Origin of the sequence: Edaphobacter sp. (genome assembly GCF_028283685.1) — a bacterium.
GTDB lineage: Bacteria > Acidobacteriota > Terriglobia > Terriglobales > Acidobacteriaceae > Edaphobacter.
Window position 1 is genome coordinate 22,251 of record NZ_JAPWKF010000006.1, and the last position, 25,104, is coordinate 47,354.

The window sequence follows — 25,104 nt, forward strand, 5'->3', positions numbered from 1 at the left end:
GGAGCCGCGATGCTGTTTAACAAACGATGGAGCGGACTCAACCTGGACAGCGAGAGGAACGCCCGGCGCCTCCCGTCGGTGGTGGGAGGGGGGCGGGGAAGGAGCGGCATCGCTTTGGGGAGAAGGTCGAGGCGGGTTGTTTGCTGCGGATGCAGGGGAGGGACTTGGAACGCCGCCAGTGAAGCTTCAGGCGGTCGTTCGTTCGCATGGGATGCGCCGTTATGCTGGAGCCATGATTCGTACCGTCGCTATCCACGGATACCGCTCGCTGCGGGAGCTGGTGCTGCCTCTGGGGCAGCTGAATATCATTACCGGAGCCAACGGCAGCGGCAAGTCGAGTGTGTATCGTTCGCTGCGGTTGCTGGCGGATGTGGCGCAGAACGCGGTGGTGGCATCGCTGGCGCGCGAGGGTGGGCTAAGCTCGACCTTCTGGGCCGGGCCGGAGACGATTGCGCGCAGCGTGAAGCAGGGTGTGCACCCGGTGGAGGGGCTGGCGAAGCGCAGCACGGCCAGTCTGAAGCTGGGCTTTGGCGGCGACGACTATGGGTACAGCATCGATCTCGGTTATCCTCACCCGCGACGACGATGTTTGGCATGGACCCGCGGGTGAAGCGTGAGTGCGTGTGGCATGGGCCGCTGTATCGCAAGGCCTCGGCGATGGTGGACCGGCGGAATAACTTTGTGTGGCTCTCGACGCTGAAAGACGAGGAGCCGGTGATGCTGACGCAGCACCTGGCCGATACTGACAGTATGCTGGCGAGCGTCGCGGACCCGATGCGAGCGCCGGAGATGATCGCGGTGCGTGAGAGGATGCGCGGCTGGCGGTTCTACGACCACTTCCGCAGCGACGCCGAGTCTCCAGCGCGGCTGGCGCAGATCGGTACCTTCAGCCCAGTGTTGAATGCGGATGGCAGCAACATGGCGGCGGCGCTGGAGACGATCATCGAGCAGCGGCAGGATGGCGCGCTGGCCGCAGTGCTGGAGGACGCCTTCCCCGGAAGTCGCCTGTGGGTGCGCGACAGCGAAGGCCGGTTCGAGGTGCAGCTGGAGCAGCATGGCCTGCTGCGTCCGCTGTCCGTCGCTGAGCTCTCGGACGGCACGTTGCGCTACCTGCTGTGGATGGCGGCGCTGCTGACGACGAGGCTTCCGGCGCTGATGGTGCTCAACGAGCCGGAGACGAGCCTGCATCCGGAGTTGCTGGCTCCGCTGGGTCGGCTGATTGCGAGAGCGTCGCGGGAGACGCAGGTGATCGTGGTCTCGCATGCGCAGACGCTGATCGATACCATGCTGGCCGAGACTGCCTGCGAGCACCTTCATTTGGTGAAGGAGTTTGGCGAGACGAAGCTGGAGGGGGCGACGCTGTTCAACACGCCGAAGTGGGCGTGGCCCGAGCGGTAGGAAGGAACGCCCGGCGTCTCGTCCGTGGTGGCTGCGAGGCGCCGGGGTGATGAAGCGGCATTGCTTTGGGGAGGAGGTCGAAGCGGTTGTTTGCTGCGGATGCAGGGGAGGGACTTGGAACGCCGCCAGTGAAGCTTTATGCGCGGGGTATGGGAATCTCGCGGCGAAGGCCGGAGAGACCGCCGAGCAGGGCGGCGCCGGAGAATCGATGGTCGCCGGACCAGTCGGGCATGTTGAAGGGCATGGCCGGATGCGCGGTGGTGGTGTCGGTGTCGTGATGGTGCCGTGCGAGCTCGCCGAGGACGATAGTGCGCATGGTCTCGCGCTCGTTGGGGCAGGAGCGCTCCCAGTAAACCAGGAAGCCCTGCTTACAGACGGCGCACTCGATGTCTTTCTTCTCTTCGCTGTGCTTGAGGAGAACTTGCATAGGGTGGGTCCCTCTTGATCTTGGGTCTGGATAAGGTTTTTCTAATGTAGAGCCCTTTTCGGGGGATGGAAATACCACGGAGGGGTGAGTCGTTATACTCGTTTGCACGGGAAACGATGCACGCACGCGGACGAACGAAATTGTGTGGATCTTTCTATCGTAGGGTTTTGCCGTTCGCATCCCGAATCGGGCGCTGTTGCCGTGCCGCCGTCGCTGGATCTACCGTATCGTCCGGGCCCCTGCACAAACTGACAATCTGATCTCGAGTCTGATCTCGATCTGCGGAGGTGAGAGATGGCACAGGGCGAGGCACGCGTGGATGCGAATGTGTCGTCGCGGCTGGTGGCGTTTGCACTGGTAACGGTGGCCGGGGCTGCGGTGCTGTCGGTGCTCGGCGTCACGCCGGGGCTGGTGCTGGCGTGGCTTCTGCTTGCCGCTGCGGTGGTGGCAGTGGTGGAGCGCGAGCTGCTGGCCTTGCTGGGCGAGGCCTTGCTGGCGAGAGAGCGGAGGGCGGCGAAGAAGATCACGATCGAGAAGCCGTCAGTGCCTGCGGCCGTTCCTGCCTCTGCGCCGCCAGAGGATGCAGGCGCCACATTGCCGGTCGAGGTGCAGGCGCTGGCACCGGCACCAGTGGAGGCTCGGAGCGAGGGGGCGGCATCGCAGTCCTTGTTCGGAGACCTGCGGAAGACTTCGAGCAAGGAGAAGGATGAGCCGAAGCGGGAACTGAACCACGCGGCGCGGCTGGCGCTGGAGCTCGGTCTGCCGATTTTGCTGATGGTGGGGACGCTGGTGGTCTCGGGCAGGCTTGCGCCGAAGGCGGTTGACGGGGGCAAGGGCGACGGCGGATGCTGCTGTGTCTGCACGACCGCGCCGAAGCAGGGCGGCGATCACGGCAACGATAACTCAGGGGGCGGAGACTTCGATGGGTCGCACGGCGACAGCAGCAGCGTGATGCGGCTGAGCCCGGAGCTGGAGGCTGCGGTGCTGCGATATCTCGATGGCCGGGAGCAGGCGCCGTCTTCTTCGGGATGGAATATATGGCTGCTGCTGGCGATTGCGGCGGGCGTGGTGTTCCTGGCGTTTGCGGTGAAGGAGCATCCGGCGACGACGGCTCCGCTGGCGGCGGCGGGGCTGGCGCTGGCGGCGATGAAGTCCGATCACGTGTCGCACTTCGATCGCGTGGCGAGCTGGGTGTTCTTAGGCGCGTTTGTCCTGGTCGCGGGGGTGCTGGTCTGGTTTGCGCTCTATCGCTGGAAGCGGCTGATGCCGCATGACGGCGAGGCGGATGAAGGAAGGTCGAAGCGGAAGAGCAAGCTGGTGGAGTCGCCGCTGAACGTGGTGCTGTCGATGGCGATCCTGCTGTGGACGGGTCTGGTGCTGTGCTATCACCAGCGGATGCCGAGGCCGGAGAACAAGCCGACCGACGGTCCGGTGCAGCCGCAGCCTCCGGTGGACCACCCGCTTGAAGGCAAGGTGGAGTACAAGCTGCTCACGCCGATCCCCGGATTTGCGCCATTCCATTCGGAGATTCCGGCGGCGAAGGAGGATGCGGTGGAGAAGCTGGCGGCAGAGCTGGGTTCGCCGCAGAGTGCGCGTCTGCTGCTGCTGGGCTCGGCCGATTGCACGGCGATCCGCAAGGGGCGTGAGCTGACGAACAAGCAGTTGGCGGAGCAGAGGGCGCTGGTGGTGAAAGATGCGTTGCAGCGCAGAGGTGTGCCGAAAGGGGTTGCGGTGGACGCGGTCTCCCTGCACCAGTACGACCGCTGCCGGGAGTCGGAAGATCTGCGAGCGGTGTTTCCGGTGCTGCTGCTGGGGCGGTGAGTTGGGGCCCCGCCGGGTTTGATCTTCGGCGAGGCCCGTCTGTCGTTAGGCCCTGGCTTCGGCGGCGATGCCGTCGAGGGTCTTCAGGCTTTCGGCCGGCAGGTTGATGCTGGCGGCGGCGATGTTCTCGCGCAGGTGGCCGCGCGAGGAGGTGCCGGGGATCAGCAGCATGTTGGGCGCGCGGTGCAGCAGCCACGCGAGTGCGGTCTGCATTGGCGTTGCGTTGAGGCTCTTCGCGACGTCGTCCAGCGTGGACGATTGCAGCGGCGTGAAGCCTCCCAGCGGGAAGAAGGGCACGAAGGCGATGCCTTCAGCGGTGAGCTGGTCGAGGAAGGCGTCGTCTTCGCGCAGGGCGACGTTGTAGAGGTTCTGGATGCAGACGATGGGGGCGATAGCCTGCGCCTCCTTCAACTGCTTTGCCGATACATTGCTCAGACCGATGTGGCGGATGAGGCCCTGCTGCTTGAGCTCAGCCAGCGTGGAGACCTGCTCGGCGATGGAGAAGTCGCCGGGGCGCGAGATGTCGTCGGGGTTGAAGGCGCGCAGGTTGACGATGTCGAGTGCGTCGAGGCCGAGGTTGCGCAGATTGCTGTGGGCTCCGTCGATCAGCTCCTGACGCGACTGCGCGGGCAGCCATGCGCCCTTCTCGTCGCGGCGTGCGCCGAGCTTGGTGACGATCACGAGGTTATCGCGATAGGGGTGCAGCGCTTCCTTGATGATCTGGTTGGTGACGTGGGGGCCGTAGAAGTCGCTGGTGTCGATGTGGTCGATGCCGGTTTCGATGGCCTCGCGCAGGACGGCGACGGCCTCGTCGCGGTCGCGGGGAGGGCCGAAGACGTGCGGCCCGGCCAGCTGCATGGCTCCGTAGCCCATGCGATGGACGGTGAGATCGGTTCCGGGGAAGGTGAAGGTTCCGGCGAGATTGGCTGGTGTGCTCATACGTGATTAGATGAAGAAAGCTTCAGGTTAGGAGTTCGCATTTGCCGAAGGCCACAGTGGTGGAGCTAAAGCCAAGAAAGACGCCGGTTCAGGAACGTTCGACGGCCAGCGTGCAGGCGATCCGCGAGGCGGCGATTCAGGTTTTGCTGGCCGTGGGCAAGGAGCAGCTGACGACGACGCGGGTGGCGGCGCGGGCGGGTGTCTCGGTGGGAACGCTGTATCAGTACTTCCCCAATAAAAGCTCGTTGCTGCAGGACGTGCTGAAGGCGCACCTGGACCGCGTGTATGGCGCGGTGGAGCAGGTCTGCGAGCAGGCAAAAGGCAGACCCCTGGCGGAGATGGCCGATGCCCTGGTGACGGAGTTTCTACGGGTCAAGATGGAGCATGCGGCCACGTCGCGCGCCTTGTACTTTGTGAACGACGATGTGGGCGGCATGGAGATTGCGCGTAGCAATATGACGCGCGGGGTGAAGGCTGTGGCGGCGATGTTTGCCAGCTCCAGCGATCCGCTGCGGATCGACGCGGAGGTGATGGCGTCGACCGTGATGGCGGCGCTGGCCGGGGTGAGCCGCAGGATGCTGGAGTCGGGGCGCGTCTCGCCGAAGATGATGCAGGCGATGCGAACGGAGCTGGATGTGCTGGCGCGGGCGTATGTCGGGGCCTGCGTGGGGTAGGGGCCGCGTCTCAGGAGGCGCGCTGGGCTTTGCGGCCTTCGCGGTGGGCGAGGACGGTGGCGAGGTTGTTCTCGACCCAGGCGGTAAGCGCATAGACGTGCGGAGCCATCTCGCTGCCGAGCGGAGTGAGGCTGTACTCGACGCTGGGCGGCTTGGTGGGGAAGACGGTGCGTTCGACGAAGCCGTCCTCCTCGAGTGCGCGCAGGGACTGGGCGAGCATCTTTTCGCTGACGCCGCCGATGAGACGGCGCAACTCGCTGAAGCGGCGCTTGCGGTCCAGCAGCAGTCGCAGGATCAGCATGCTCCAGCGCGCGGTGATGTGGTCGAGCACGGTGCGGGTGGGGCAGGTGCCCTGGTAGACGTCCCCGGTGATGGGGTGGACGTTGGAGGTGATGCTGGAGATGGGGGTGCGCCGCGCCATGTTACAAGCTTACCCTAAAGTACGTACTTACTAAAAGTAAGTTATAGGTCTAGTCTGTTGCTGGTAGCGGGAGACATTCCCGCCGAAGGAGACGAGACGATGATCGTAGTGACAGGAGCGACAGGGCAGCTGGGACGGTTGGTGGTGGAGCAGCTGCTGAAGGCGGTTCCAGCGAAGGAGATTGTGGCGGCGGTACGTACGCCGTCGAAGGCTGCCGATCTGGCGGCGAAGGGTGTGACGGTGCGCGAGGGCGACTATGCGAAGCCGGAGACGCTGCTGACGGCATTCGCCGGGGCGGAGAAGGTGCTGCTGGTCTCGTCGAATGAGCTGTTCAGCGATCGCGTGGTGCAGCACAAGGCGGCGGTGGACGCGGCGAAGGCCGCAGGGGTGAAGCTGCTGGTCTACACCAGTGTGCTGCGGGCGGATACGTCGGGTCTGGGGCTGGCGGCGGCGCATCGCGCGACCGAGGAATACATCAAGGCGTCGGGGCTGCCGTATGTGTTTCTGCGCAACGGCTGGTACATGGAGAACCACACGGAGGCGCTGGGACCGGCGCTCGAGCATGGAGCGATCCTGGGCGCGTCGAAGGATGGCCGGATCGCCGGGGCGATGCGCCGCGACTATGCCGCTGCTGCGGTGAAGGTGCTGACGGAGGCGTCGGCGGTCAAGCCGGTCTACGAGCTGGCGGGCGATGCTCCGTACACGGTTGCTGACATTGCGGCGGAGGTCTCGCGACAGAGCGGCAAGCCTGTTGTCTACAACGACATGCCTGTGGCGGAGTATGAGAAGGCGTTGCAGCAGTTCGGTCTGCCGGTGCCGCTGGCAAAGCTGCTGGCCGACAGCGACGCGGGCGTGGCCAGGGGCGAGCTGGACGACAGCGGTCACGAGCTGAGCCGTCTGCTGGGCAGACCGACGGAGTCGTTGGCGACGGCGGTGCAGGAGGCGCTGAAGGGGTAGGTGTTGTCGCTGGGTGCCCACGTCTCAGGGGCGAGAGGTGGGTTCCCGGCGAGCATTTTGGACCTGGTCCGGGGGCATCTTGAAGCGCAATGGCGCTTCGTCACATTGGCCCGATGCGGGTCTTTCTCTCTGCTACAAAAACAGGATGCGCGCGATCCTCTCTTCCCTGCTCCTGCTGTTGTGCTGCTGCCCCAAGGCCCTCGTTGCCGAAGCCAACCCTGCGTGGACGACGCCGATTGCACCGTTCCGCATAGCGGACAACCTGTACTACGTGGGCAGCGAGGATCTGGCCAGCTACCTCGTCGTAACGCCCAAAGGAAACATCCTCATCAATGCGAATCTCGCCAGCTCACCGAAGCTGATTCGGGCGAGTGTGGAGAAGCTGGGCTTTCGTTGGAGCGACACCAAAATCCTGCTCAACAGCCAGGCGCACTTCGATCACGTCGCCGGGGCCGCGGAGATCGTGCGCGAGACCCATGCCGGGAACATGGTGATGGACGGCGATGCGAGTGTGATGGAGACCGGCGCACGCACGGACTTCCTGTCGCCCTCCCCCAATATCGACCGATACGCTCCTGTGCCGGTGGATCGCATTCTGCATGATGGGGAGGCGGTAAGCCTGGGGAATGTGACGCTGATCGCCCACAAAACTGCCGGCCATACGCGCGGATGCACCACATGGACGATGCGATCTCATCTTCCGGGGGAGCCGGCGGGAACGATGCGGAACATCGTCATCGTCGGTGGGGTGGGCTTCTGGTCGGAGTACCACTTCGTCGCCACGCCCGGCCATCCCGTAAGCTATCCGGGCATCGTGCAGGATTTTCAGCATACCTTCTCGGAGCTGCAGGCTTTGCCCTGTGACATCTTTCTGGGGGCGCATGGCGTGTACTTCGACATGCTGGCCAAGCTGAAGCGCTATCCGCAGGCAGGCCCTGGAGTTTTTATCGACCCGGCTGGCTACCAGGCGTTTGTCGCTCAGGCTCAGGAGACGTTCGCGAAGGCCTTAGCCAAACAGAAAGCTGCTGCTGAGTGAGCACTGCTCAAGGTGTAGGGCGTTAAGTGCAGAAGCCACGCGCGAGGCGCGTGGCTTCTTGACGCGGCAGAACTCCAGTACCACCCGGACCCTGCACGCGATGTCGGAAAAACGTGGCCTAGTAGGCGCCGCCGAGCAGGGCCGCACCGGAGAACTCAGGATTGCCGGACCAGCTGGGAACATTGAAGGCGGTCTCGGGATGCTCAGTGCCCTCGTCGTGATGGGCGCGGAGGTGCTTGAGAATCTCGGGGAGGGCGGCGAGCTGGTCGGGCTTGCTCGTGCGCTCCCAGAAGAGGCGGAAGCCCTTGGAGCAGATGGGGCATTTGACGTCGGCAGAGTTCTCAGTTGGAGCGCATAAAGCCTGCATGGGGATCTCCTTGAAAGTGCAGCAGCTTGGCTGGTGCGGGGGGAATCTGGATCGGGACGATTGGGGAGGTTGACACCTCTGGAGCACCATGGCTCCCGGCGTCGTGTTCTACCGTGGGAAGATCACGGCTTTTAGTCTGATGCTAAGTATAACGGTTGAGTTGGTATGAGGCACGCAAAGCAAATATGCTGGATAGATACGCCTTATGAGTGAACAGCAGATCAAAATTCAGCTTCCTGATGGTTCGATTCGCGAGGTCGCTCCCGGAACGACCCCGTACGACATTGCAATGAGCATCTCGCCGCGCCTGGCCGCGGCCGTGGTAGTGGCCCGTATCAAGCCCCTGACGCCGGTGACGGCAACGACGGACGCCGGGGAGGAGGAGAACTCCGAGGCGGCGATGTACGGCGGGCAGGAGACAGGTGAGCGGGTGGTGGATCTCTCAGCCCCTCTGACCGAGGATGTCGCGCTGGAGCTGCTGAAGGAGTCGGACGAGGCGGCGCTGAAGGTGGTGCGTCACTCTGCGGCGCACGTGATGGCGACGGCGATCCTGGAGCTGTTTCCGGAGACCAAGCTGGGCCACGGCCCGGCGACGGACCAGGGCTTCTTTTACGATGTCTACCGCGAGACGCCGTTCTCCGAGACCGACCTTGCCGCCATCGAAGCGAAGATGGCCGAGGTGGTGGCGCGGGACGAGAAGTTTGTCCGCGAGGAGGAGTCGCGAGAGAAGGGTCTGAGCGACTACTCGGCGCAGGGCGAGTTCATGAAGGTTCACTTCATCGAGCGCTTCACCAAGCCGGGCGATGAGATCTCGCTGTACAAGAACGGGGGCTTTACCGACTTCTGCCGCGGGCCGCATGTGCCTTCGACGGGCCGGGTGAAGGCCTTCAAGGTGACCTCGGTTGCTGGCGCGTACTGGCTGGGCGATGAGAAGAATCAGCAGCTGCAGCGTGTGTACGGCACGGCCTTCTTCAATGCGAAGGACCTCGACGCGCACTTCAAGCGGCTGGAGGAGATCAAGGCGCGCGATCATCGCGTGCTGGGCAAGCAGCTGGACCTGTTCTCCATCCAGGAGGTCGCTGGCGCTGGCCTGATCTTCTGGCATCCCAAGGGCGGCCTGATCCGCAAGACGATGGAAGACTGGATGCGCGATGAATGTATCCGTCGCGGTTACGAGATGGTCTACACGCCGCACATCATGCGGCGCGAGCTGTGGAAGATCTCGGGCCACGAGGGCTTCTACGGGCAGAATATGTATCCGCCGATGGAGCTGGATGACGCGGAGTACCGGCTGAAGCCGATGAACTGCCCCGGCCACATCCTTATCTATAAAAATTCGCCGAAGAGCTATCGCGACCTGCCGCAGCGTTATGCGGAGCTGGGCAACGTGTATCGCTACGAGCGCAGCGGAACGATGCACGGCCTGCTGCGTGTGCGCGGCTTTACGCAGGACGATGCGCACATCTTCTGCATGCCGGAGCAGATCGAGAGCGAGATCGCGGCCTGCGTGGAGTTTGCCGACGAGGTGCTGAAGGCCTTCGGCTTCGCGGAGTTCAAGGTGGAGCTTTCGACCTGGGACCCGAAGGATCAGAAGAGCTATGTCGGTTCGCCGGAGCACTGGGAGACGGCGGTCGGTTCGCTGAAGAAGGTCCTCGACGCCAAGGGCATACCGTATCGCGAGATTCCGGGCGAGGCCGCGTTCTACGGCCCGAAGATCGACATCAAGCTGGTCGACGTACTGGGCCGGTTGTGGCAGCTTTCGACGGTGCAGTTCGACTTCAACCTGCCGCAGCGCTTTGAGCTGGAGTACACGGGCGAAGACGGCGAGAAGCATCGCCCGGTAATGGTGCATCGCGCTCTGTTCGGCTCCGTGGAGCGCTTCTTCGGCGTGCTGATCGAGCACTACGCGGGCGCGTTTCCCATGTGGCTGGCCCCGGTGCAGGTGGGCCTTGTGCCGATCTCATCGGACAAGCATCTGGACTACGCGCGTGCGGTGAAGGCAAAGCTGGAGGCCGCAGGACTACGCGTGGAGCTGGACGAGAGAAACGATCCGATGAAGGCGAAGATTCGCGACTTCGCCGTGCAGAAGATTCCGTTTGTGCTCATCATGGGCGACAAGGAAGCTGCTTCAGAAGCGGTGAGCGTGCGGACGCGCGGCAAGGGCGACGAAGGCTCAGTGGCGCTGACGGCGTTCGTGGAACGGGCGAAGGCACTGGTGGCCTCGCGCGGCGTGGGTCTGTAGAGAATGAGCTGGACTGAACAGCTTCACGTTGAGGGATACTCCATGTCGAGGGCGTCCTTGGCGATGAAGCTGTTCAGCGGTATATCGATCTGTTGGGTGCGGTGCCGGATGCGAATGCCTTACGCGGTGGGCGCCGTAATCTTCTTGCTATGCCGGAGATGAGAGAGCTCGCACAGCCTCCGCTATCGAAAAAAAAATGATTTGTTCCATCCTTGGTGACGAGGCCTTTCCTGTTCGCGGCATTCTGTTCGATAAGCAAGACGGTGCCAACTGGAAGGTGCCATGGCATCAGGATGTGACGATTGCCGTGCGCGAGCATGTGGAAGCTGATGGTTATGGCCCTTGGTCGATGAAGGCAGGGCTTTTAAAGCAAAAGGCAGCAGAAGAAAAAGACCCGGAGAGGTTGGATAGAAAATGCTTCTCCTGCTCATAAGAAAAAATGAACGCCGTTTTCGAGATTTTCTGTACTCGTAAGGCAAATGGCATAGGCGATTTTCGGCCGCAGGCCGCAGACTTCTCTTCACAAGAAATTATTAAAACGACTCCCCAAGTCATGAAGTTACAACTTCAACGCTGTGTCCCGGGGTGCGCATGGGTGTGCGCATGGTGGACGCCGCTCCTACCTGCTTTCTGCTCGGAGGGTGTTATGCGCAAGTTGCTCATTCGTTGTATGCCGTTGCTGTGTGTTCCTTTGTTCTTCAGTTCGTTCGCTGTCGGGCAGACGGTGGACACGTCGATTCTCGGTTCGGTGACCGACCCGCAGGGTTCGGTGGTGCCGGGCGCAACCGTGGTGGTTCACGCCGATGCGACCGGGCAGGAGAAGACGGTCACAACCTCGGGCGATGGTCAGTATCGCGTGCAGTATCTTGTGCCTGGTATGTACACGGTGAAGGTGGAAGCCAGTGGTTTTGCGGCTTCAACGCGCTCCGGCATTCAGCTGGCGCTATCGCAGCAGGTGCATCTCGACGTGGCGATGAGCCTGAGCGGCACGACGCAGAGCGTGGACGTGAGTGCGGCTCCGCAGCTGCTGCAGAGCGAAAACGCGACGCTGGGCACGACGGTGGACACGAATCGCACGGTGAATCTTCCGCTGAACGGTCGTAAGTTCAACGACCTGGCGGTGCTGACGCCCGGCGTCCGCATCTCGAACCCCGACAATCACTCGTCGTCGACGGCGGGCTCGACCATTGCGTCGAACAGCGGCCGTGCCGACTGGGGCGCGGTGCAGGTGGACGGCGTGGTGATGACCAACACGCGCTCGGCCTATGTAAACAACTATCCCTCGGTGGATGCGATTGAAGAGTTCCGCGTGCAGACCGGCAACTTTTCGGCGGAGTATGGCTTCTCGGCGGGCACCAACATCAACGTGCAGCTGAAGAGCGGCACCAACCAGTTCCATGGCTCGGCGTTCGAGTTCATCCGCAACGACGCGGTGGACGCGCGCAACTACTTCCGTCCGGCGCCGCTGGCCAAGAACATCCTCAAGCAGAACCAGTTCGGCGGCACCATCGGCGGGCCGATCTTCAAGGACAAGACGTTCTTCTTCGCCAGCTACGAGGGCCTGCGCTCGATCGCGGAGACACCGTCGCTCTCGAACGTGCTGACCCCGGCGCAGCGCAACGGCGACTTTTCTGCATACGCCACGCCGCTGAAGAATCCATACACGGGCGGCACGTATGCCAATAACCAGGTCCCGGTGAACGCGGTCTCGCAGAGCATCATCAACACCTACATGCCGCTGCCGAACGGCAGCTTCGCAGGCGGGCAGAACTACTCGGGCGCGTCGCTTGGCCGCCAGAGCAACAACCAGTACATCGGCCGTATCGACCACAAGTTCAACGATCGCAACTCGCTGTTTATTCACTACATTTACACCAAGCGCGACTTCCCCATCACCGACACGAACCCGAACTTTCGCTACACGGGAACGTATCCGATGCACAACGCGGCGCTGCAGTACATCCACGTATTTTCGCCGTCGCTGGTCAACGAGGTGCGCGCGGGCGTGAACCTGGAGCATGTGAAGGAGCTGAGCGTTCGCACGGGCACAGGCTTCACGATCGAGTCGTTGGGAATCAACGGCTTCAAGGTGGGCGGACCGAATGGCCGCGAGCTGACTTCGAACGAAGAGGGCTTCCCCCTGCTTTCGATCTCGGGCTATCTCGGCATGGGCGACTCGCTGGCAGCCTCGAACCTGGACTACAGCCGCACCTTCATGGCGGCGGACAACGTGACGCTGACCAAGGGCAAGCACACCCTGCTGTTCGGCGTGGATATCCGCAAGGTCGCGGGCAATGCGACGACGAACAACACGCCCTTCGGGCAGCAGAGCTTTACCGGCGACATGACCGGCTACGCTCCAGCGGACTACATCCTCGGCACGCCGCGTACGTCGATCACGCCCGAGGGCGTGCCGATCACGGCGGCGCGGCAGTGGCGTACGGCGGAGTACTTCCAGGACAACTTCCGCATGAACGACCGGCTGACGCTGAACCTCGGCATCCGCTACGAGATCTACGCTCCTCCGGTGGATACCAACAACGTCTCGCGCACGCTGGACTTCAGCCAGAATCCTCCGGTGCTGACGCCTGCCCCGGGACAGCGGCTGAATAACATCTGGTCGATCACGCATAAGGACATCGCCCCGCGCGTGGGCTTTGCGTGGAGCATGTATCCCACGACGGTGGTTCGCGGCGGCTACGGCATTACGTACTACGGCGGCCAGTTCGACAACATCAACATCCTGCAGCTGAATCCTCCGACGGCGGGCTCGCTGACGATCACCAACCCGAACGCGGGACCGACGGCACCGCCGCTGGCCTCGATCGAAACGCCGGTACCGGCTGCGCTGTATCCGGCGAACCCCTTCTTCAACGTGGTGACGATGCCTGCCGACCGCAAGCGTCCCGATGCCATGGTGCAGACGTGGAACGCGACGATCGAGCAGCAGTTCAAGAACATGGTGCTGACGACCTCGTACGTGGGCACGAAGGGCTCGGATCTCGATACCTCGATCCAGTACTTCAACTCGCCGGCACCGGGACCGGGCGACATTCAGTCGCGCCGTCCGTACAACACGTTTGCCCGCATCCGCGCGCTGGACTTCACCGGCGCGTCCTACTACAACTCGCTGCAGGAACACCTGGAGTGGAGGGTGAATGCGCACTCGAACGTGACGGCCTCGTATGTGTGGTCGCACCTGTTCGACAACCAGGGCAACTCGACCAACGCCGGTGGCTGCACCTGCCAGGATCCGCGCAATCCGCACGAGTGGGCGCCGGGCTCGAACGACCAGCGGCATAACTTCGTGTTGGCCTACGTGTACCGCCTGCCGGACTTCACCAAGAGCAGGCTGGCGGGTCTTGGCATGAATGGCTGGACGCTGAACGGCATCGTCAACCTGGCGAGCGGCACCCCGGTGAACGTGACGCAGAGCACGGACTCCGAGAATGTCGACAATCCGTGGCAGCGTCCAAACCTGGTGGCTGGCGCGAATGCATACGTGGCCAACAAGTCGGCGGTCAACGGCTGGTACAACTCCTCGGCCTTTGCGCTGAGCGGATATGCCTTCGGCACCACGCCGAGGAACTATCTCGTTGGCCCTGGAACCAAGACGGTCAATCTGTCGGTGATGAAGAACTTCGTGATGCCGTATGCGGACACGCACAGCCTGCAGATCCGGTTCGAGGCCTTCAACGCGTTGAACACGCCGCAGTTCTCGTCGCCGGGATCGTCGTATGGAGCGAGCTCGTTCGGTCAGATCTCGTCGACGAACATCGATAACCGCGAACTGCAGCTGGCAGTGAAATATCTATTCTAGGAAGTTTCCTGGGCAGGGATAAGCCGAATATCCCTTCTTCAGATAAGCAAACCATTGCACAGCTTGGAAGGCGGACCTCATCAGGGGTCCGCCCTCCGTTCTTTCCTGCCTCTGGTGGGCAGCAACCGATTCGTTTAAGTGCTGCGAGCGATCCAACTGGTTAGCGAGAGATGTCACCTGCAGGACTTTGTCCGGAGGGGAGAGATCTCATGCTTATTGTTCGCGATGACGAACACGTCCACGCATCCGTGGAGTGCTGCTTCCGGCTCTCGCTCCCCGCCTCCGCCCGGCAGCAGATGCAGGTTCCGCGACAGGTCGCCGAGGGCGAAGTCTGGCGGAACTATCTGGCAGGATGAGAGTTCCGGCCTTCAAAGGTAATACGCAAACATTTGCCGTTAGTCGTGAGAAAAGAGTTTCCCTTTCCAGGCGGGGCAGGGAAAATTTATGGCCATTCCATGTGCAAGTTGCACACAAATCAGTGCTCCATAGGGGTTTTCTCGTTTGGACGCTTAATTGCAACAGTCAAAGCAGCAACAATTCTAAGGGCTGCTCCCACAACTAAGAGTAAGAGTCGTCCCGGCCTTGGGTTACGCATATGCGTCGTGTATGGATTGTCTTGGTTCTCGTTCTCGCAAGTGCCTCCGCAGCGACGGGGGTGCGGCTTCATGCTCTCACGGAGTGTGAGCGTTGGATCTCGGAGTATCGGGATGCACTCGCACATTCGCCGACGGTGCAGCGCGCTAATGCGGCGCGCCATCGTGTAGGACACTATGTCCGCCACAAGGTCGCCCGGAAGGTTGCAGGTCCGCGCGTGCTGCCGGCTCGCTTCAGTCGTCCGAAGATGACGCGCGAAGAGGCGCTGCGCAAGATGGAGTTTGCCTGCGGCGATATCGGTCTGCAGGACCCCGCGGTGAGCAACCTCGCAGCCAGCCCGATTCCGGCGTTTATGCCCGCGGCCGGTGAGCCTGAGGCTCCCGGTGCGCCTTCGAACCTGGTGGCCGAGAACACTCCTCCCGCTGTCGGTGGTCCCGGTGGCGGCGGCGTTCCGCTCCCCCCGACATTTCCCGGCGGTGGCGGCGGTGGAAGTAATCCCGGTGGCGGCGGCAATCCTGGCGGCGGTGGCAACCCCGGTGGCGGTGGCAACCCCGGCGGTGGTGGCGGCGATACGCCTCCTCCCCCTCCCCCGCCTCCTCCCGTGGTGGCGACGCCTGAGCCCGGCAGCCTGGTACTGATGGCAACCGGATTGATCGGCGCGGCGGGCATGATGCGCCGGCGCATGGTGGTCAAGGGCTAGACGTTCCCAGCGGTTCAATGTAGCGGCATGCTCAACGTGGCTGCACGCTCCATGGTCAACGCTGATAGAAACATCGAGATCGACGCACGGGTTCGGGTGGTGCGTAGATAAAGCAGGGAGGGGCCGGGGTATCGGCTCCTCCTTTTGCTTTTCGGTCGGCACAATTGCGTGGCCCGCACAATTGCCGGGTTGGCACTATTCGGCCTCAGCGGCCGTGTAGGGCTTGCCGAGTTTTGCGATGGCCGCAGCCAGGGCGCGGGTATCGCCGCCGAGGCCGTAGTAGACGATCCTGCCCGTGGCATCCGTGAGGATCACGGTAGGCAGGCCGTCAACGCCCAGCTGACGGGCGACGTCGAGTCCGGCGTGGAAGTTCTTCCAGCCATAACCGCGGCGCTGGAGCAGGGCGTCGGCGGTGGCGGGGGTCTCGTCCTGGTCGATGCCGATCATCTGGAGATCGGTCGCAGCGAGAGATTTGTGCAGCCGGTCGAGCGCGGGAAGCTCCTGCATGCAGGGACCGCACCAGGTGGCCCAGACGTCGATGAGCAACGGGTGGCCGGTAAAGGATGCGAGCGGCACCTTTGCGCCGGTGGAGTCCTCCAGAGTGGCGGCGGGCAGGGGCTTGCCGAGGAACTTCGCACTCGTACGCTCGGCGAGGGTCGAAGCGGGCCGCGACGTCATCCCGGTGGGAAGCTGCGCGACCTGGGTACTGCCTGCTGGAGGGGTGAAGCTGAAGGCATCGGGGCCGGGCTTGACGTCAATCGCGGCAACGGAGAAGGTGCTGGTGCCGATGACCTCGGTCAGCGGACCGTAGGGGGCAGGCTGATTGCCGATGATGATGGGAAGAGTGCTGCGCGACTCGATCTTGGCGACCAGCAGTGCGGTGGGATCAATCCAGACGGTATAGGTGGTCTTTGTCGAGTCGGCCCGCAGGTCGTTGCGTTCATATTGGATGACCCGGCAGCGGACCTTATGGCCGTTGAAGACGAGCGACTGGTCGTGCAGAAAGTGGGCGCTGGCGGAGCTGGTGTCGAGGCTGCTGACCTGGGGCGCGAGCGAGCGGGCGGCTGAGAGAGCCCAGACGTCGCCTTCCATAGAGAATCCATGGTCGAAGAGGCTTCCGGAGGGCTGACGGGTGTACTGGGCGAAGTTGCGCGAGAGGTGCCACTCCGTCGTGCCGTCGGAGACCAGCAGGCCGGATCCCATGAAGCTGTTGCCCTCGTAGCGGAAGCGGCCACCGGAGGCGATGGTCACGTTGAGCGTCATGGTCATTGTGTTGACGCTCAACTCCGTACGGCGGCTGGAGAGGGTCGTGGCTTCGAGGTGAAGGGTGTTTGCCTGGTTGTAATGGGCGACGGTCTTATCGAGCAGCTGCAAAGCGGGGTTGGGCGCGCCGGATGGCTGCTGCGCGCTGGCAGTGGCGGCGGCCAGCGCGGCGCAGACGACGGCAATTGCTCGAGGAAAGAAGATGGTGCCTCCACGCAGGAAGTCAGGCAGCTGGCCGGATGACGACATGCTTAGGGACGTAAGAGTACGTCACTGCGGAAGCGGATAGGCTGCAGAAAGGGATCTACCGTCGGCGGAAGCGCTCGCGGATGGCCCTGGCGCGGTCGTTGTTGGAGGGGGCTGGCGGCGGGACGTCGCCCTCGGGGTAGAGAACGACGAAGCGGCGCGATCCCTCGCCGGAGGAGGCGGTGGGCAGGCCGGAGGGGGCCAGAGCCAGGTGCAGCAGGCGGCGCTCGCGGGAGTTCATGGGGGAGAAGGAGAACGGCTGGCCGGTCTGGCGGACTCGCTCGATGGCAGACTCGGCGGACTGGCGAAGCTCCTGGTGGCGGCGCAGCTTGAAGTTTTCGGCGTCGAAGGAGATGCGGTCGTGGTCTTCGTGCTCGAAGCGGAGGATCTTGGCGGCCACGTGTTCGAGGGCCAGAAGAAGCTCACCGTTACGGGCGATCAGGGTTGAAACATCCGGTCCGGAGAAGTCGACGCAGAGGTCAGCGCCGGCTACAGGAATCTCACGACCGGCGAAGTCGCCGATGGTGGGTTGCACTTGGCCGTTGCAGGCGAGGATGTTGAACTCCAGGTTCAGATGACCCCGGGAGATAAGCCCCTGCAAGAAGTCATTTACCTTCTTCTTCATGTCTTCCAGGTCTTGCATTGGATTTTTTTCAATATACGCAATAAATCGCCGGTAAGTTTGCCTCGGCCGCGTATTGGATGCACGTCGGCGGCAATCGGGTTCCACGGATAAAGGACGTGACTTGCACAGATAGGAAAACCCGTGATTCAAGATACAGAAAATAAACGGCTTATCTGGTTAAACGCCATCTGTCGTATACGTTTCCGCGACGTGGAAATACCTTCGTCTGACGCCGCAATTTCAGCGACTTCGGAGAGCTTTGCCCGGGGTTGAGGCAGGTGTGGCGGTGACGCGGGAGAGCAGGAAGCTGCGGAAGGCCCCGGCGGCTCCGGTGGGGTCGGGTCCGGCGGGATGGACCATGGAGAAGCGGCGGGAGAGGGTGAGTCCGCTGACCTGGGCGATGGCCAGGGTGCCGAGGGCGAGCTGGTTGCGTACGGCCCAGCGGGAGACGAAGGTGACGCCAAGTCCGGCCTCGACGGCGGAGAGCAGGCCTTCGGTGGAGTCCAGCTCCATGGAGATGCGGAGCGACTTGAGCTTCACCTTGGCGGCGGTGAGCGCCTGTTCGACGACGCGGCGGGAGCCGGAACCGTACTCGCGCATGAGCAGGGGCTGGGTGGTGAGGTCGGCGGGGACGATCTCGTGGCTGGCCCACTCGTGTCCGGCGGGAACGACGAGGACGAGGTGGTCCTCCATGAAGGGCTCGACGCGGAGGTCCTTGCGCTGGACGGGGCCTTCGATCAGCGCGACGTGGATGCGGTGTTCGAGGAGCGCTTCGAGCATCTGGTCGGTGTTGCCGGACTGCGCGGTGATGTGGAGGCGCGGCTGGGCAGAGAGAAACTGCGCGATGAGATTAGGCAGCACGTACTGGCCGATGGTCTGCGAGGCGCCGAGGGCGAGCGTGCCGGCGTGATCGCCGGAGGTGTGGGCGACGGCGGCGAGGGCCTCGTCGCTGAGCTCGCGAAGCTTTTCGGCGAAGGGCAGAAGCGCGAGGCCGCCGGAGGTAAGGCTGATGTGTCCGCCGCCGCGATCGAAGAGCGGGGCGCCGATCTCGTCTTCGAGGGCCTTGATCTGCTGGGTGACGGCGGGCTGCGTCAGCAGAAGCTCTTCGGCGGCGCGGCTGAAGGAGAGATGACGGGCGACGGAGCGGAAGACGTGGAGGCGGAAGTTTTCGATCATCGCTGGGTCTTAGGGTACATGGTGGCGGTAAGCAGATTCCTTCGCTGCACTGCCGAATGACAACCCAAAAGGTGGAATGACGAAGGCGTTCTGCGGGATGACAAAAGAGTGGATGGGAGCAGGAGCTGCGCGAGAGCTACTAGACTGTTAGAGAGCCTCTGTTCCTCTGAGCCGAAAAGGATCTGCCGCGCCGCGCATGAAAGCTACTGCCATTGAATTCCGTCTTCGCTTCCTGATCCATGTCGTCCTCTACGTGCTGGCCTTTGCGACGCCGTGGAACTACTGGCTGCACCTCGATACGGTGCGCACGTGGCAGTGGCTGGCGGCGCAGATGTCGCATCTGAAGTGGGCCAGCTTCAGCACCGGGACCGAGGTGATCCTGGTGGTGGGCATCGTGGTGGCGGTTGCGGCGGCGCTGCTGCGGACGTGGGGCGCGTCGTACCTGGGCTCCGGCGTAGTCAAGGATGCGGCGATGCATGGCAACGCGATCGTCGCGGCCGGCCCGTATCGTTATCTGCGCAATCCCTTGTATGTGGGGACGTTCCTGCACACGCTGGCACTCTCACTGTTGATGCTGCCGAGCGGCGCGGTCTTCTCGATTGTGCTGATCGGGCTGTTTCAGCTGCGGCTGATCCTGGCGGAAGAGTCGTTTCTGGGCGCGAAGGTGGGCGATGCCTACCGCGTGTACTGCACGCTGGTGCCGCGGCTGATCCCGACGCTGCGTCCGCGTGTGGCGGCTTCTTCGGTGCAGCCGAAGTGGGGGCTGGGTGTCGTGGGCGAGATCTACTTCTGGGGTGCGGCTGTCTCGTTTGGCGTACTGGGCTGGCGGTATAACTCCACGCTGATCCTGCAGGGAGTTCTGGTGTCGCTGGGTGTGTCGCTGGTGGCACGGGCCCTTGTGCCGAAGCCGGAAGCGGCGTAAGGAAAGGGAGCGAGATGGCGCGTCCACGGGACCCGGAGAAGCGCAGGGCGATTCTCGAAGCAGCGATCGCAGAGATCGCCGAGGTGGGACTGGGCGCGGCGACGGCGAAGATCGCCAAGCGCGCGGAGCTGGCCGAAGGCACGCTGTTTACCTACTTCTCCACCAAGGACGAGCTACTGAACGAGCTGTACGCCGAGCTGAAGAACGAGCTCTACGCTCTGATCAACCGCAGCTTTCCGCACAAGGCGAGCCTGGAGCAGAGGGCGTGGCATGTGTGGTCGTGCTCACTGGGCTGGTCGATCGAACATCCTGCGCACCGGAAGGTCTCGGTGCAGCTGAACCTGTCGGACGCGGTGACGGCGGAGACGCGGGAGCGGACGGTAGAGGCCAGGGGCGCGGTCGATACGCTGTTCGCCGAGATGGATGAACGCGAGTCGCTGCGCGGGATGCCGAAGGGCTTTGGCGCGGCGACCATGTCGGCGATGCAGGAGGCGACGATGGACTTTGCCGCGAGGTCGCCGAGACAGAGAAAGATGCTGGTCGAGCGCGGGTTCCGGCTGTACTGGCGCGCTGTGCGATAAGGGCGTTCGGTTCTGTTTGAGCCACGCGCTTTATCCCCCCTTGTTGTCATTCTCCCTCCCGTTCCTCTTTGTCTTCTGCCGTTCTGTTTGTCATTCCGCAGCGAATCGAAGGAATATGTTTTCTTTACAGAATGCTGGATGGAGTCAGGTGCAGTTGCAGCGAATAAATAAATGAGCAACCACTCGCTCATTTATTTGTCTAAAGAAACAGGAGGATCTATTTCGATGTCTAAGGTCTGGTTGATTACGGGAAGTGGAAACGGTCTGGGACGCGATATCGCCGAAGCCGCGTTGGCTGCGGGCGACAGCGTGGTTGCGGGTGCGCGGCGTCCGGAGGAGCTGGACGCTCTGGTGGCGCAGTACGGCGAGCGAGTGCTGCCGGTCAAGCTGGAGGTGCGCGACGAGGCGCAGGCTCAGGCAGCGGTGAAGGCTGCGATCGATACGTTCGGTCGGCTGGATGTGCTGGTGAACAATGCCGGTTATGGTCAGGTGGCTCCGTTCGAGCAGACGAGCGCGGAGGATTTTCAGGCCGTCGTGGATACCTGCCTCTGGGGCGTGATCTACACGACGCGTGCGGCGATTCCGGTGATGAGGAAGCAGAGGAGCGGGCACATCTTCCAGGTCTCGTCGATCGGCGGAAGGATCGCGTTTGGCGGCAACACGGCATATCACACGGCGAAGTGGGCGGTGGGCGGCTTCAGCGATGCGCTGGCGATGGAGGTGGCTCCGTTCGGCGTGAAGGTGTGCACGCTGGAGCCGGGCGGCATCCGCACCAACTGGTCGCGGCGCGCCGGACAGGGTGAGGTGGAGCTGCTGCCGGAGTATGAAGAGACGGTGGGGCAGATCTATCAACTGCTGCGGAAGATCGAAGGCCAGCAGGAGGGTGATCCGCAGCGCATTGCGGCGCTGATCGTGAAGCTGACGAATACGGACGAGGTGCCGCTGCGGCTGATCCTCGGTGTCGACGCGGAGCAGCGTGTCGCACTGGTGGAGGAGGGCCGTGCAGCCGAGGCGAAGAAGTTCCGCGAGCTGACCCACTCGACGGTGTACCCGGATGCGGCATCGATTCCGGAGCTGCTGACGGTGAAGATGCGCTAGGTGGCTGTGGCGGGGGAGTGCTCTCCCGCCTTGCCGTGTGGCGCGTGGCTAAGCAGGCAGCGGCGGGATCAACGATTAAAAGCAGAAGCCCCGCCAGCGATGGCGGGGCTTCAAACTTGTTGTCTTGCGAGAGGGGTTATACCGCGTGATTGCCTGCGGACTGGCGGCGGGCGAAGGCGGCCAGACCGAAGGCTCCGAAGCCGGTGGCGAGCAGGGCCCAGGTGCCGGGCTCGGGGACGGGGCTGGCGTTGGCGACGTCCAGGGTTCCGCCGGCGGAGGTCAGAATGCTGTAGTCCCCGGAGTCGACTCCGCCGAGGATGTCGAAGGTGAAGGTGTAGTTGCCGGCGAGGGTATCGCTCGGCAGCGTGATGGTGAAGAGGTCGCCGGTGTACGAGTCGCCGCCCGACATGCTGAGGGGGGCGTCGAGCAGGAACGCAGAGTCGTCGAGGACGAAGCTGAATGCGGAGGGGCCGTTGACGTTGATGTTGTCGCCCAGCAGGTTGACCGCGCCCAGACCATCGGAGGCGGCGGTGATGGTTCCGGCGACCGTGATGGTGTCGCCGGGGGCTCCGGTGAAGGAGCTCGGCGAGAGCGAGAGGCTGAGGGTGTCCGCCGAGGCGAACGGAACCAGGGCGAGGAGTGCGAGAGCGAGGGTGGTGATGGCCGTCTTCTTCATGAGTCTTCCTTTAGGTCGATTGTTTTGAGAGTCGCTTAGTTGGCGGGGATGACGGCGCGGAGGCTGGTGGTGAAGGCGCCTCCCGTGTAGGTTCCGGTGAACTTCTCCACCGCGGCGGCGCCGGGATTACCAGCGGAGGCGGGGAAGAGGATCGTGGCGGTCGCCGAGGCTCCCGGCTGGATGTCGCCGACGGCATAAGGCAGCGGTGAGCCGCTGGCCGCGCCGAGGACGGCACCGGTGAGGACGACGTTCTGCGCGGTTCCGGCGCCGGTGTTCTTCAGCGTGACGGTGGCCTGGTAGCCGTTCGAGACCTTGATGAGGGTCGCGGAGGCGGTGACCTGGACCGTGCCCTGAACAGCGGGGATGCTGAAGTAGGCGACGGGAGCATCGTGATCGCTGACGCGCTCAGGACGGGTGGCGTCGTTGAGGTAGACCAGCGGGAAGTCGGCGTCGTAGTGGGCGTAGGCGAGGCGGGTCATCTGCGGCACCAGGTCGCTGGTGACGACGACGTGGTCGAGCACCTGCGCGCTGCCCGTCTCGACGTAGCTCTGGCGCTGCTCCGCCGGAAGCAGGGTGACGAGATCGACCAGCGGCGGGTTGGCGAGACCGGCGACCGGAGGCGTAACCACCTGCGAGGCCGGGACCGGGTTGCCACGGGTAACGCCGAGCACGTCGACGAAGCCGTCGGAGAACTCGAAGCTGTTGTAGTCGCCGACGGCGACGACGTGCTCACCGGCAGCCTGGTAGCCCTGGATGAGCTTGGCAAGGAACTCGGCCTGCGCCTCACGCTTCAGGCGGACGGTGGCGCCGGTGCTGGTGGGATCGTCGACGTTGATCAGCGAGCGCTGGTGGACGACGATCATCGTCAGCGGGTAGTCGGTTCCGGAGCCGCGCTTGATGCCGAGATGCGCGACCAGCGGGGTGCGGTCGTTGAGGGTCGCCTGCGATCCGCCGGAGTTGGTGAAGGTGGTGTCGAGGCCGAACTGCTCCACGCGCACCGTGTCGACCTTGGTGGACTTCACCAGCAGGCCGGTGTTGATGGCGCTGATGTCGTTGCCGAGGAAGAGGTAGGGGACGTAGAGCGGGTCAGGCTGACCGGCGGCGACGGCATCGGCGGAGACCTTTTTGGCGAGGTCGGTCAGGACGGCCAGGTTCTCGACCTCCTGCGTACCGATGATGTCGGGCGTATTGAGGACGTTGCGGATGGCGAGCGACGCCTTGTTGAGGCGGCGCTGGTAGGCCTCGGTGGTGACGGTGACGGCCGAGCTGCCGGGGTTGTCCTGGTCGGAGACGTCGTTGTAGAAGCGCTCCAGGTTCATGCTGGCGATGGTGAACTCACCGGAGGTCTGGACGGGCAGGGGCTGCGCGGTCATCAGGCCGGTGACGGTGGGGTTATTGGTGGCGTCGAGCAGGATCTCGGGAGCGCCGTAGGAGAAGTCCATGACGCCGGAGAGTCCGGTGACGGTGGCGTTGGAGGTGAGGTCGATGCCGGTGCCGCGGAAGCTCTTCGAGTCGATGTAGATCAGCTCGGGGTTGGAGTCCCAGACGGGCACGCCTGCGGGCAGCGGGCCGTAGGCGGTGTCGGTGATGCCGACGCCGGGCTCGCGGAAGGGACGGGGGACGCCGGTGACGACGCCGTAGAAGAGGCCGTTGGAGGTGTTGGTCTCGGTGGATTCGGTGAGCGAGGCGTCGGTGCCGCTGGTGGTGGTCAGCGAGTCGATGGCGACGCGCATGCCCTCAAGCCGGGTGAACTGGTAGATGCCGCCGGAGGGTGAATCCATCGCCTGCGTGATGGTGACGGCTGGGGGAAGCGGATTGCCGCTCGAGAGCAGGGTGAAGGTGGGCGAGTCGATCTCGGTGCTGGGCGTGAGGCCCGTGGCGGGATAGGTGGCCACCGTTCCCGAGACCTGCACCTCGGCGCCGACCGTGATGTACGACGGCTTGGAGGTGGAGCCGGTGTAGACCAGGATGCCCTGCGGCGTGGTGGCGGTGGTCGAGGCGTTCTTCGCCTCGAGGTAGAAGCCGCTGGACTTGACGCCGATGACGATGCCCGAGGTCGTCACCTTCTGCGTGACGTAGGGCGAGGGCTTGGCCGACTGGATCTGCTGGATGCTGATGGTGGGTGGCGGAATGATCACGGTCAGCGCGATGGTGGTCTTGGCTGAGCGCATCTGGGTGTCGGCCACGGTGACGGGCAGCGAGAAGGTTCCGGCGAGGGACGGGGTGAAGCTGTAGGAGAAGATGTTGTCGCCCGCGGTGAGGTCGCCGTTGGTGCCGTCGTCGAAGAAGGGCTGCGTGGAGGAGCCGCCGATGTTGCTGAGGTCTGCCGCGACGCTGATGCCGGCGCTGGCGGGATTGGTACCGGGGATCACCGTGACGGTCAGCAGGGTCGGATTGTTCTGGTTGACCGAGGCCGGATTGGCGAGGCCGGCGGCGGCGATCTGGCCGGGTCCGGTGGGATTGCACGGAGCCAGCGTGGAGCCGGTGTTATGCGGATTGGCCGCGCCGGTCGAGAAGTCGACGGCGTTGTTCTGGTTGTCGACGCAGAGGTTGGTGCGGATGGCGGCGGTGGCGTTGGCGAGGGTCGCGGTGGGGCCGGTGCCGAGGAAGCAGTTGGCGGCGCCGAAGCCGACGTAATCGACCACGCCCTGCGCGGCGGTGGGGCAACCGGAGCTGCCGTTGAGCGCGGTGGCGGAGTTGACCAGGGCGATCTTGCCTGCGGTGGCGCTCATCGCGATGGTGCCGGAGGCGTCAGGCGTGGGCAGCGCCGTGGTTCCGCCGGAGCCCTGCGCCTCCTGTACGAGGTAGAACTGGCCGGGCTGCAGCGTGATGGTGCCGGGCAGCGGGGTGGCCTGGTACGACGTTCCCGTAGAGGAGGCGTACTGCACGCTGTAGCCCGTCAGCGTCTGCGGCGAGGTGGTGGGATTGAACAGTTCGACGAAATCGTTGGTGTAGGTCGAGCCGGAGTTACCGCCTCCGCCGTATACCTGCGAGATCACAACATGGGTAGGCGTCTGGGCGGCGCCTGTGATTGCAAACATCGCAGTGGCCAGAAATAAAGACAGTGAGGCCGAGGGCATACAACGAAGGTTGTAGGTGAACATATGCGACCGATAGTACC

At 63.7% G+C, this 25,104-nt stretch carries 23 protein-coding genes; 14 read left to right on the forward strand and 9 right to left on the reverse strand.

The features are described from left to right. Positions 1–136 precede the first annotated feature (136 nt). Both PW789_RS08745 and PW789_RS08750 read left to right on the forward strand, forming a co-directional pair. Positions 137–610, forward strand: a complete 474-nt coding sequence (locus PW789_RS08745; RefSeq protein ID WP_299374501.1) for an AAA family ATPase — start codon at positions 137–139, stop codon at positions 608–610. Then, positions 586–1,398: an AAA family ATPase gene (locus PW789_RS08750; protein WP_299374504.1), complete on the forward strand. Its 813-nt coding sequence runs from the start codon at positions 586–588 to the stop codon at positions 1,396–1,398. Before PW789_RS08745 ends, PW789_RS08750 begins: the two co-directional genes overlap by 25 nt. Before the next feature lie 136 nt (positions 1,399–1,534). On the opposite strand, the gene PW789_RS08755 is transcribed toward PW789_RS08750, so the two are convergent. After that, positions 1,535–1,825, reverse strand: coding sequence for a hypothetical protein (locus PW789_RS08755; protein ID WP_299374507.1), 291 nt, complete (start codon positions 1,823–1,825; stop codon positions 1,535–1,537). A gap of 294 nt (positions 1,826–2,119) precedes the next feature. Here PW789_RS08755 and PW789_RS08760 point away from each other — a divergent pair, with 294 nt between their 5' ends. Continuing rightward, entirely contained in the window at positions 2,120–3,646 is a 1,527-nt protein-coding gene (locus PW789_RS08760; protein WP_299374512.1) for a hypothetical protein, read from the forward strand. A gap of 45 nt (positions 3,647–3,691) precedes the next feature. Here PW789_RS08760 and PW789_RS08765 read toward each other — a convergent pair whose 3' ends face one another. Next, positions 3,692–4,585, reverse strand: coding sequence for an aldo/keto reductase family oxidoreductase (locus tag PW789_RS08765; RefSeq protein WP_299374515.1), 894 nt, complete (start codon positions 4,583–4,585; stop codon positions 3,692–3,694). A 41-nt stretch (positions 4,586–4,626) separates the two neighbouring features. Here PW789_RS08765 and PW789_RS08770 point away from each other — a divergent pair, with 41 nt between their 5' ends. After that, positions 4,627–5,259, forward strand: a complete 633-nt coding sequence (locus PW789_RS08770) for a TetR/AcrR family transcriptional regulator (protein ID WP_299374518.1) — start codon at positions 4,627–4,629, stop codon at positions 5,257–5,259. Between the two features lie 10 nt (positions 5,260–5,269). On the opposite strand, the gene PW789_RS08775 is transcribed toward PW789_RS08770, so the two are convergent. After that, positions 5,270–5,680: a helix-turn-helix domain-containing protein gene (locus PW789_RS08775; protein WP_299374521.1), complete on the reverse strand. Its 411-nt coding sequence runs from the start codon at positions 5,678–5,680 to the stop codon at positions 5,270–5,272. A 99-nt stretch (positions 5,681–5,779) separates the two neighbouring features. Between PW789_RS08775 and PW789_RS08780 the strand changes: the two genes are divergently transcribed. Beyond that, on the forward strand, positions 5,780–6,637 hold the full coding sequence (locus PW789_RS08780) for an SDR family oxidoreductase (protein ID WP_299374524.1): 858 nt from the start codon (positions 5,780–5,782) through the stop codon (positions 6,635–6,637). A 145-nt stretch (positions 6,638–6,782) separates the two neighbouring features. After that, positions 6,783–7,673, forward strand: coding sequence for a subclass B3 metallo-beta-lactamase (gene bla, locus PW789_RS08785; protein WP_299374527.1), 891 nt, complete (start codon positions 6,783–6,785; stop codon positions 7,671–7,673). A gap of 118 nt (positions 7,674–7,791) precedes the next feature. On the opposite strand, the gene PW789_RS08790 is transcribed toward bla, so the two are convergent. Further along, positions 7,792–8,040 (reverse strand): hypothetical protein, encoded by a 249-nt coding sequence (locus PW789_RS08790; RefSeq protein ID WP_299374531.1) that lies wholly within the window; start codon positions 8,038–8,040, stop codon positions 7,792–7,794. 205 nt (positions 8,041–8,245) lie between these two features. On the opposite strand from PW789_RS08790, the gene thrS reads away from it, so the two are divergent. From thrS to PW789_RS08815, 5 genes are all read left to right on the forward strand, one after another. Then, a complete protein-coding gene (gene thrS, locus PW789_RS08795; RefSeq protein ID WP_299374534.1) occupies positions 8,246–10,282 on the forward strand; it encodes a threonine--tRNA ligase in 2,037 nt (678 codons plus the stop codon). A 196-nt stretch (positions 10,283–10,478) separates the two neighbouring features. Next, positions 10,479–10,715, forward strand: a complete 237-nt coding sequence (locus tag PW789_RS08800; protein ID WP_299374537.1) for a hypothetical protein — start codon at positions 10,479–10,481, stop codon at positions 10,713–10,715. A gap of 213 nt (positions 10,716–10,928) precedes the next feature. Next, a complete protein-coding gene (locus tag PW789_RS08805; protein ID WP_299374540.1) occupies positions 10,929–14,102 on the forward strand; it encodes a TonB-dependent receptor in 3,174 nt (1,057 codons plus the stop codon). Positions 14,103–14,311: 209 nt separating this feature from the next. Then, positions 14,312–14,458 (forward strand): hypothetical protein, encoded by a 147-nt coding sequence (locus tag PW789_RS08810; protein ID WP_299374543.1) that lies wholly within the window; start codon positions 14,312–14,314, stop codon positions 14,456–14,458. A gap of 260 nt (positions 14,459–14,718) precedes the next feature. After that, positions 14,719–15,396: a PEP-CTERM sorting domain-containing protein gene (locus PW789_RS08815; RefSeq protein ID WP_299374546.1), complete on the forward strand. Its 678-nt coding sequence runs from the start codon at positions 14,719–14,721 to the stop codon at positions 15,394–15,396. 195 nt (positions 15,397–15,591) lie between these two features. Here PW789_RS08815 and PW789_RS08820 read toward each other — a convergent pair whose 3' ends face one another. From PW789_RS08820 to PW789_RS08830, 3 genes are all read right to left on the reverse strand, one after another. Continuing rightward, a complete protein-coding gene (locus tag PW789_RS08820) occupies positions 15,592–16,908 on the reverse strand; it encodes a redoxin family protein (protein WP_299374549.1) in 1,317 nt (438 codons plus the stop codon). 55 nt (positions 16,909–16,963) lie between these two features. Then, positions 16,964–17,530, reverse strand: a complete 567-nt coding sequence (locus tag PW789_RS08825) for a R3H domain-containing nucleic acid-binding protein (RefSeq protein ID WP_299374552.1) — start codon at positions 17,528–17,530, stop codon at positions 16,964–16,966. 240 nt (positions 17,531–17,770) lie between these two features. After that, positions 17,771–18,706: a LysR family transcriptional regulator gene (locus PW789_RS08830; RefSeq protein WP_299374555.1), complete on the reverse strand. Its 936-nt coding sequence runs from the start codon at positions 18,704–18,706 to the stop codon at positions 17,771–17,773. A 196-nt stretch (positions 18,707–18,902) separates the two neighbouring features. On the opposite strand from PW789_RS08830, the gene PW789_RS08835 reads away from it, so the two are divergent. The 3 genes from PW789_RS08835 (at position 18,903) to PW789_RS08845 (ending at position 21,307) form a co-directional block, all read left to right on the forward strand. Further along, positions 18,903–19,628, forward strand: coding sequence for a methyltransferase (locus tag PW789_RS08835; RefSeq protein ID WP_299374558.1), 726 nt, complete (start codon positions 18,903–18,905; stop codon positions 19,626–19,628). A gap of 14 nt (positions 19,629–19,642) precedes the next feature. Continuing rightward, on the forward strand, positions 19,643–20,209 hold the full coding sequence (locus tag PW789_RS08840; RefSeq protein ID WP_299374561.1) for a TetR/AcrR family transcriptional regulator: 567 nt from the start codon (positions 19,643–19,645) through the stop codon (positions 20,207–20,209). Between the two features lie 225 nt (positions 20,210–20,434). Then, positions 20,435–21,307 carry an SDR family NAD(P)-dependent oxidoreductase gene (locus tag PW789_RS08845; RefSeq protein WP_299374564.1) on the forward strand — a complete coding sequence of 291 codons (873 nt, stop codon included), beginning with the start codon at positions 20,435–20,437 and terminating at the stop codon, positions 21,305–21,307. A 136-nt stretch (positions 21,308–21,443) separates the two neighbouring features. On the opposite strand, the gene PW789_RS08850 is transcribed toward PW789_RS08845, so the two are convergent. After that, positions 21,444–21,983, reverse strand: a complete 540-nt coding sequence (locus tag PW789_RS08850; protein WP_299374567.1) for a PEP-CTERM sorting domain-containing protein — start codon at positions 21,981–21,983, stop codon at positions 21,444–21,446. Positions 21,984–22,018: 35 nt separating this feature from the next. After that, on the reverse strand, positions 22,019–25,024 hold the full coding sequence (locus PW789_RS08855) for a lamin tail domain-containing protein (protein ID WP_299374570.1): 3,006 nt from the start codon (positions 25,022–25,024) through the stop codon (positions 22,019–22,021). Between the last annotated feature and the right edge of the window lie 80 nt (positions 25,025–25,104).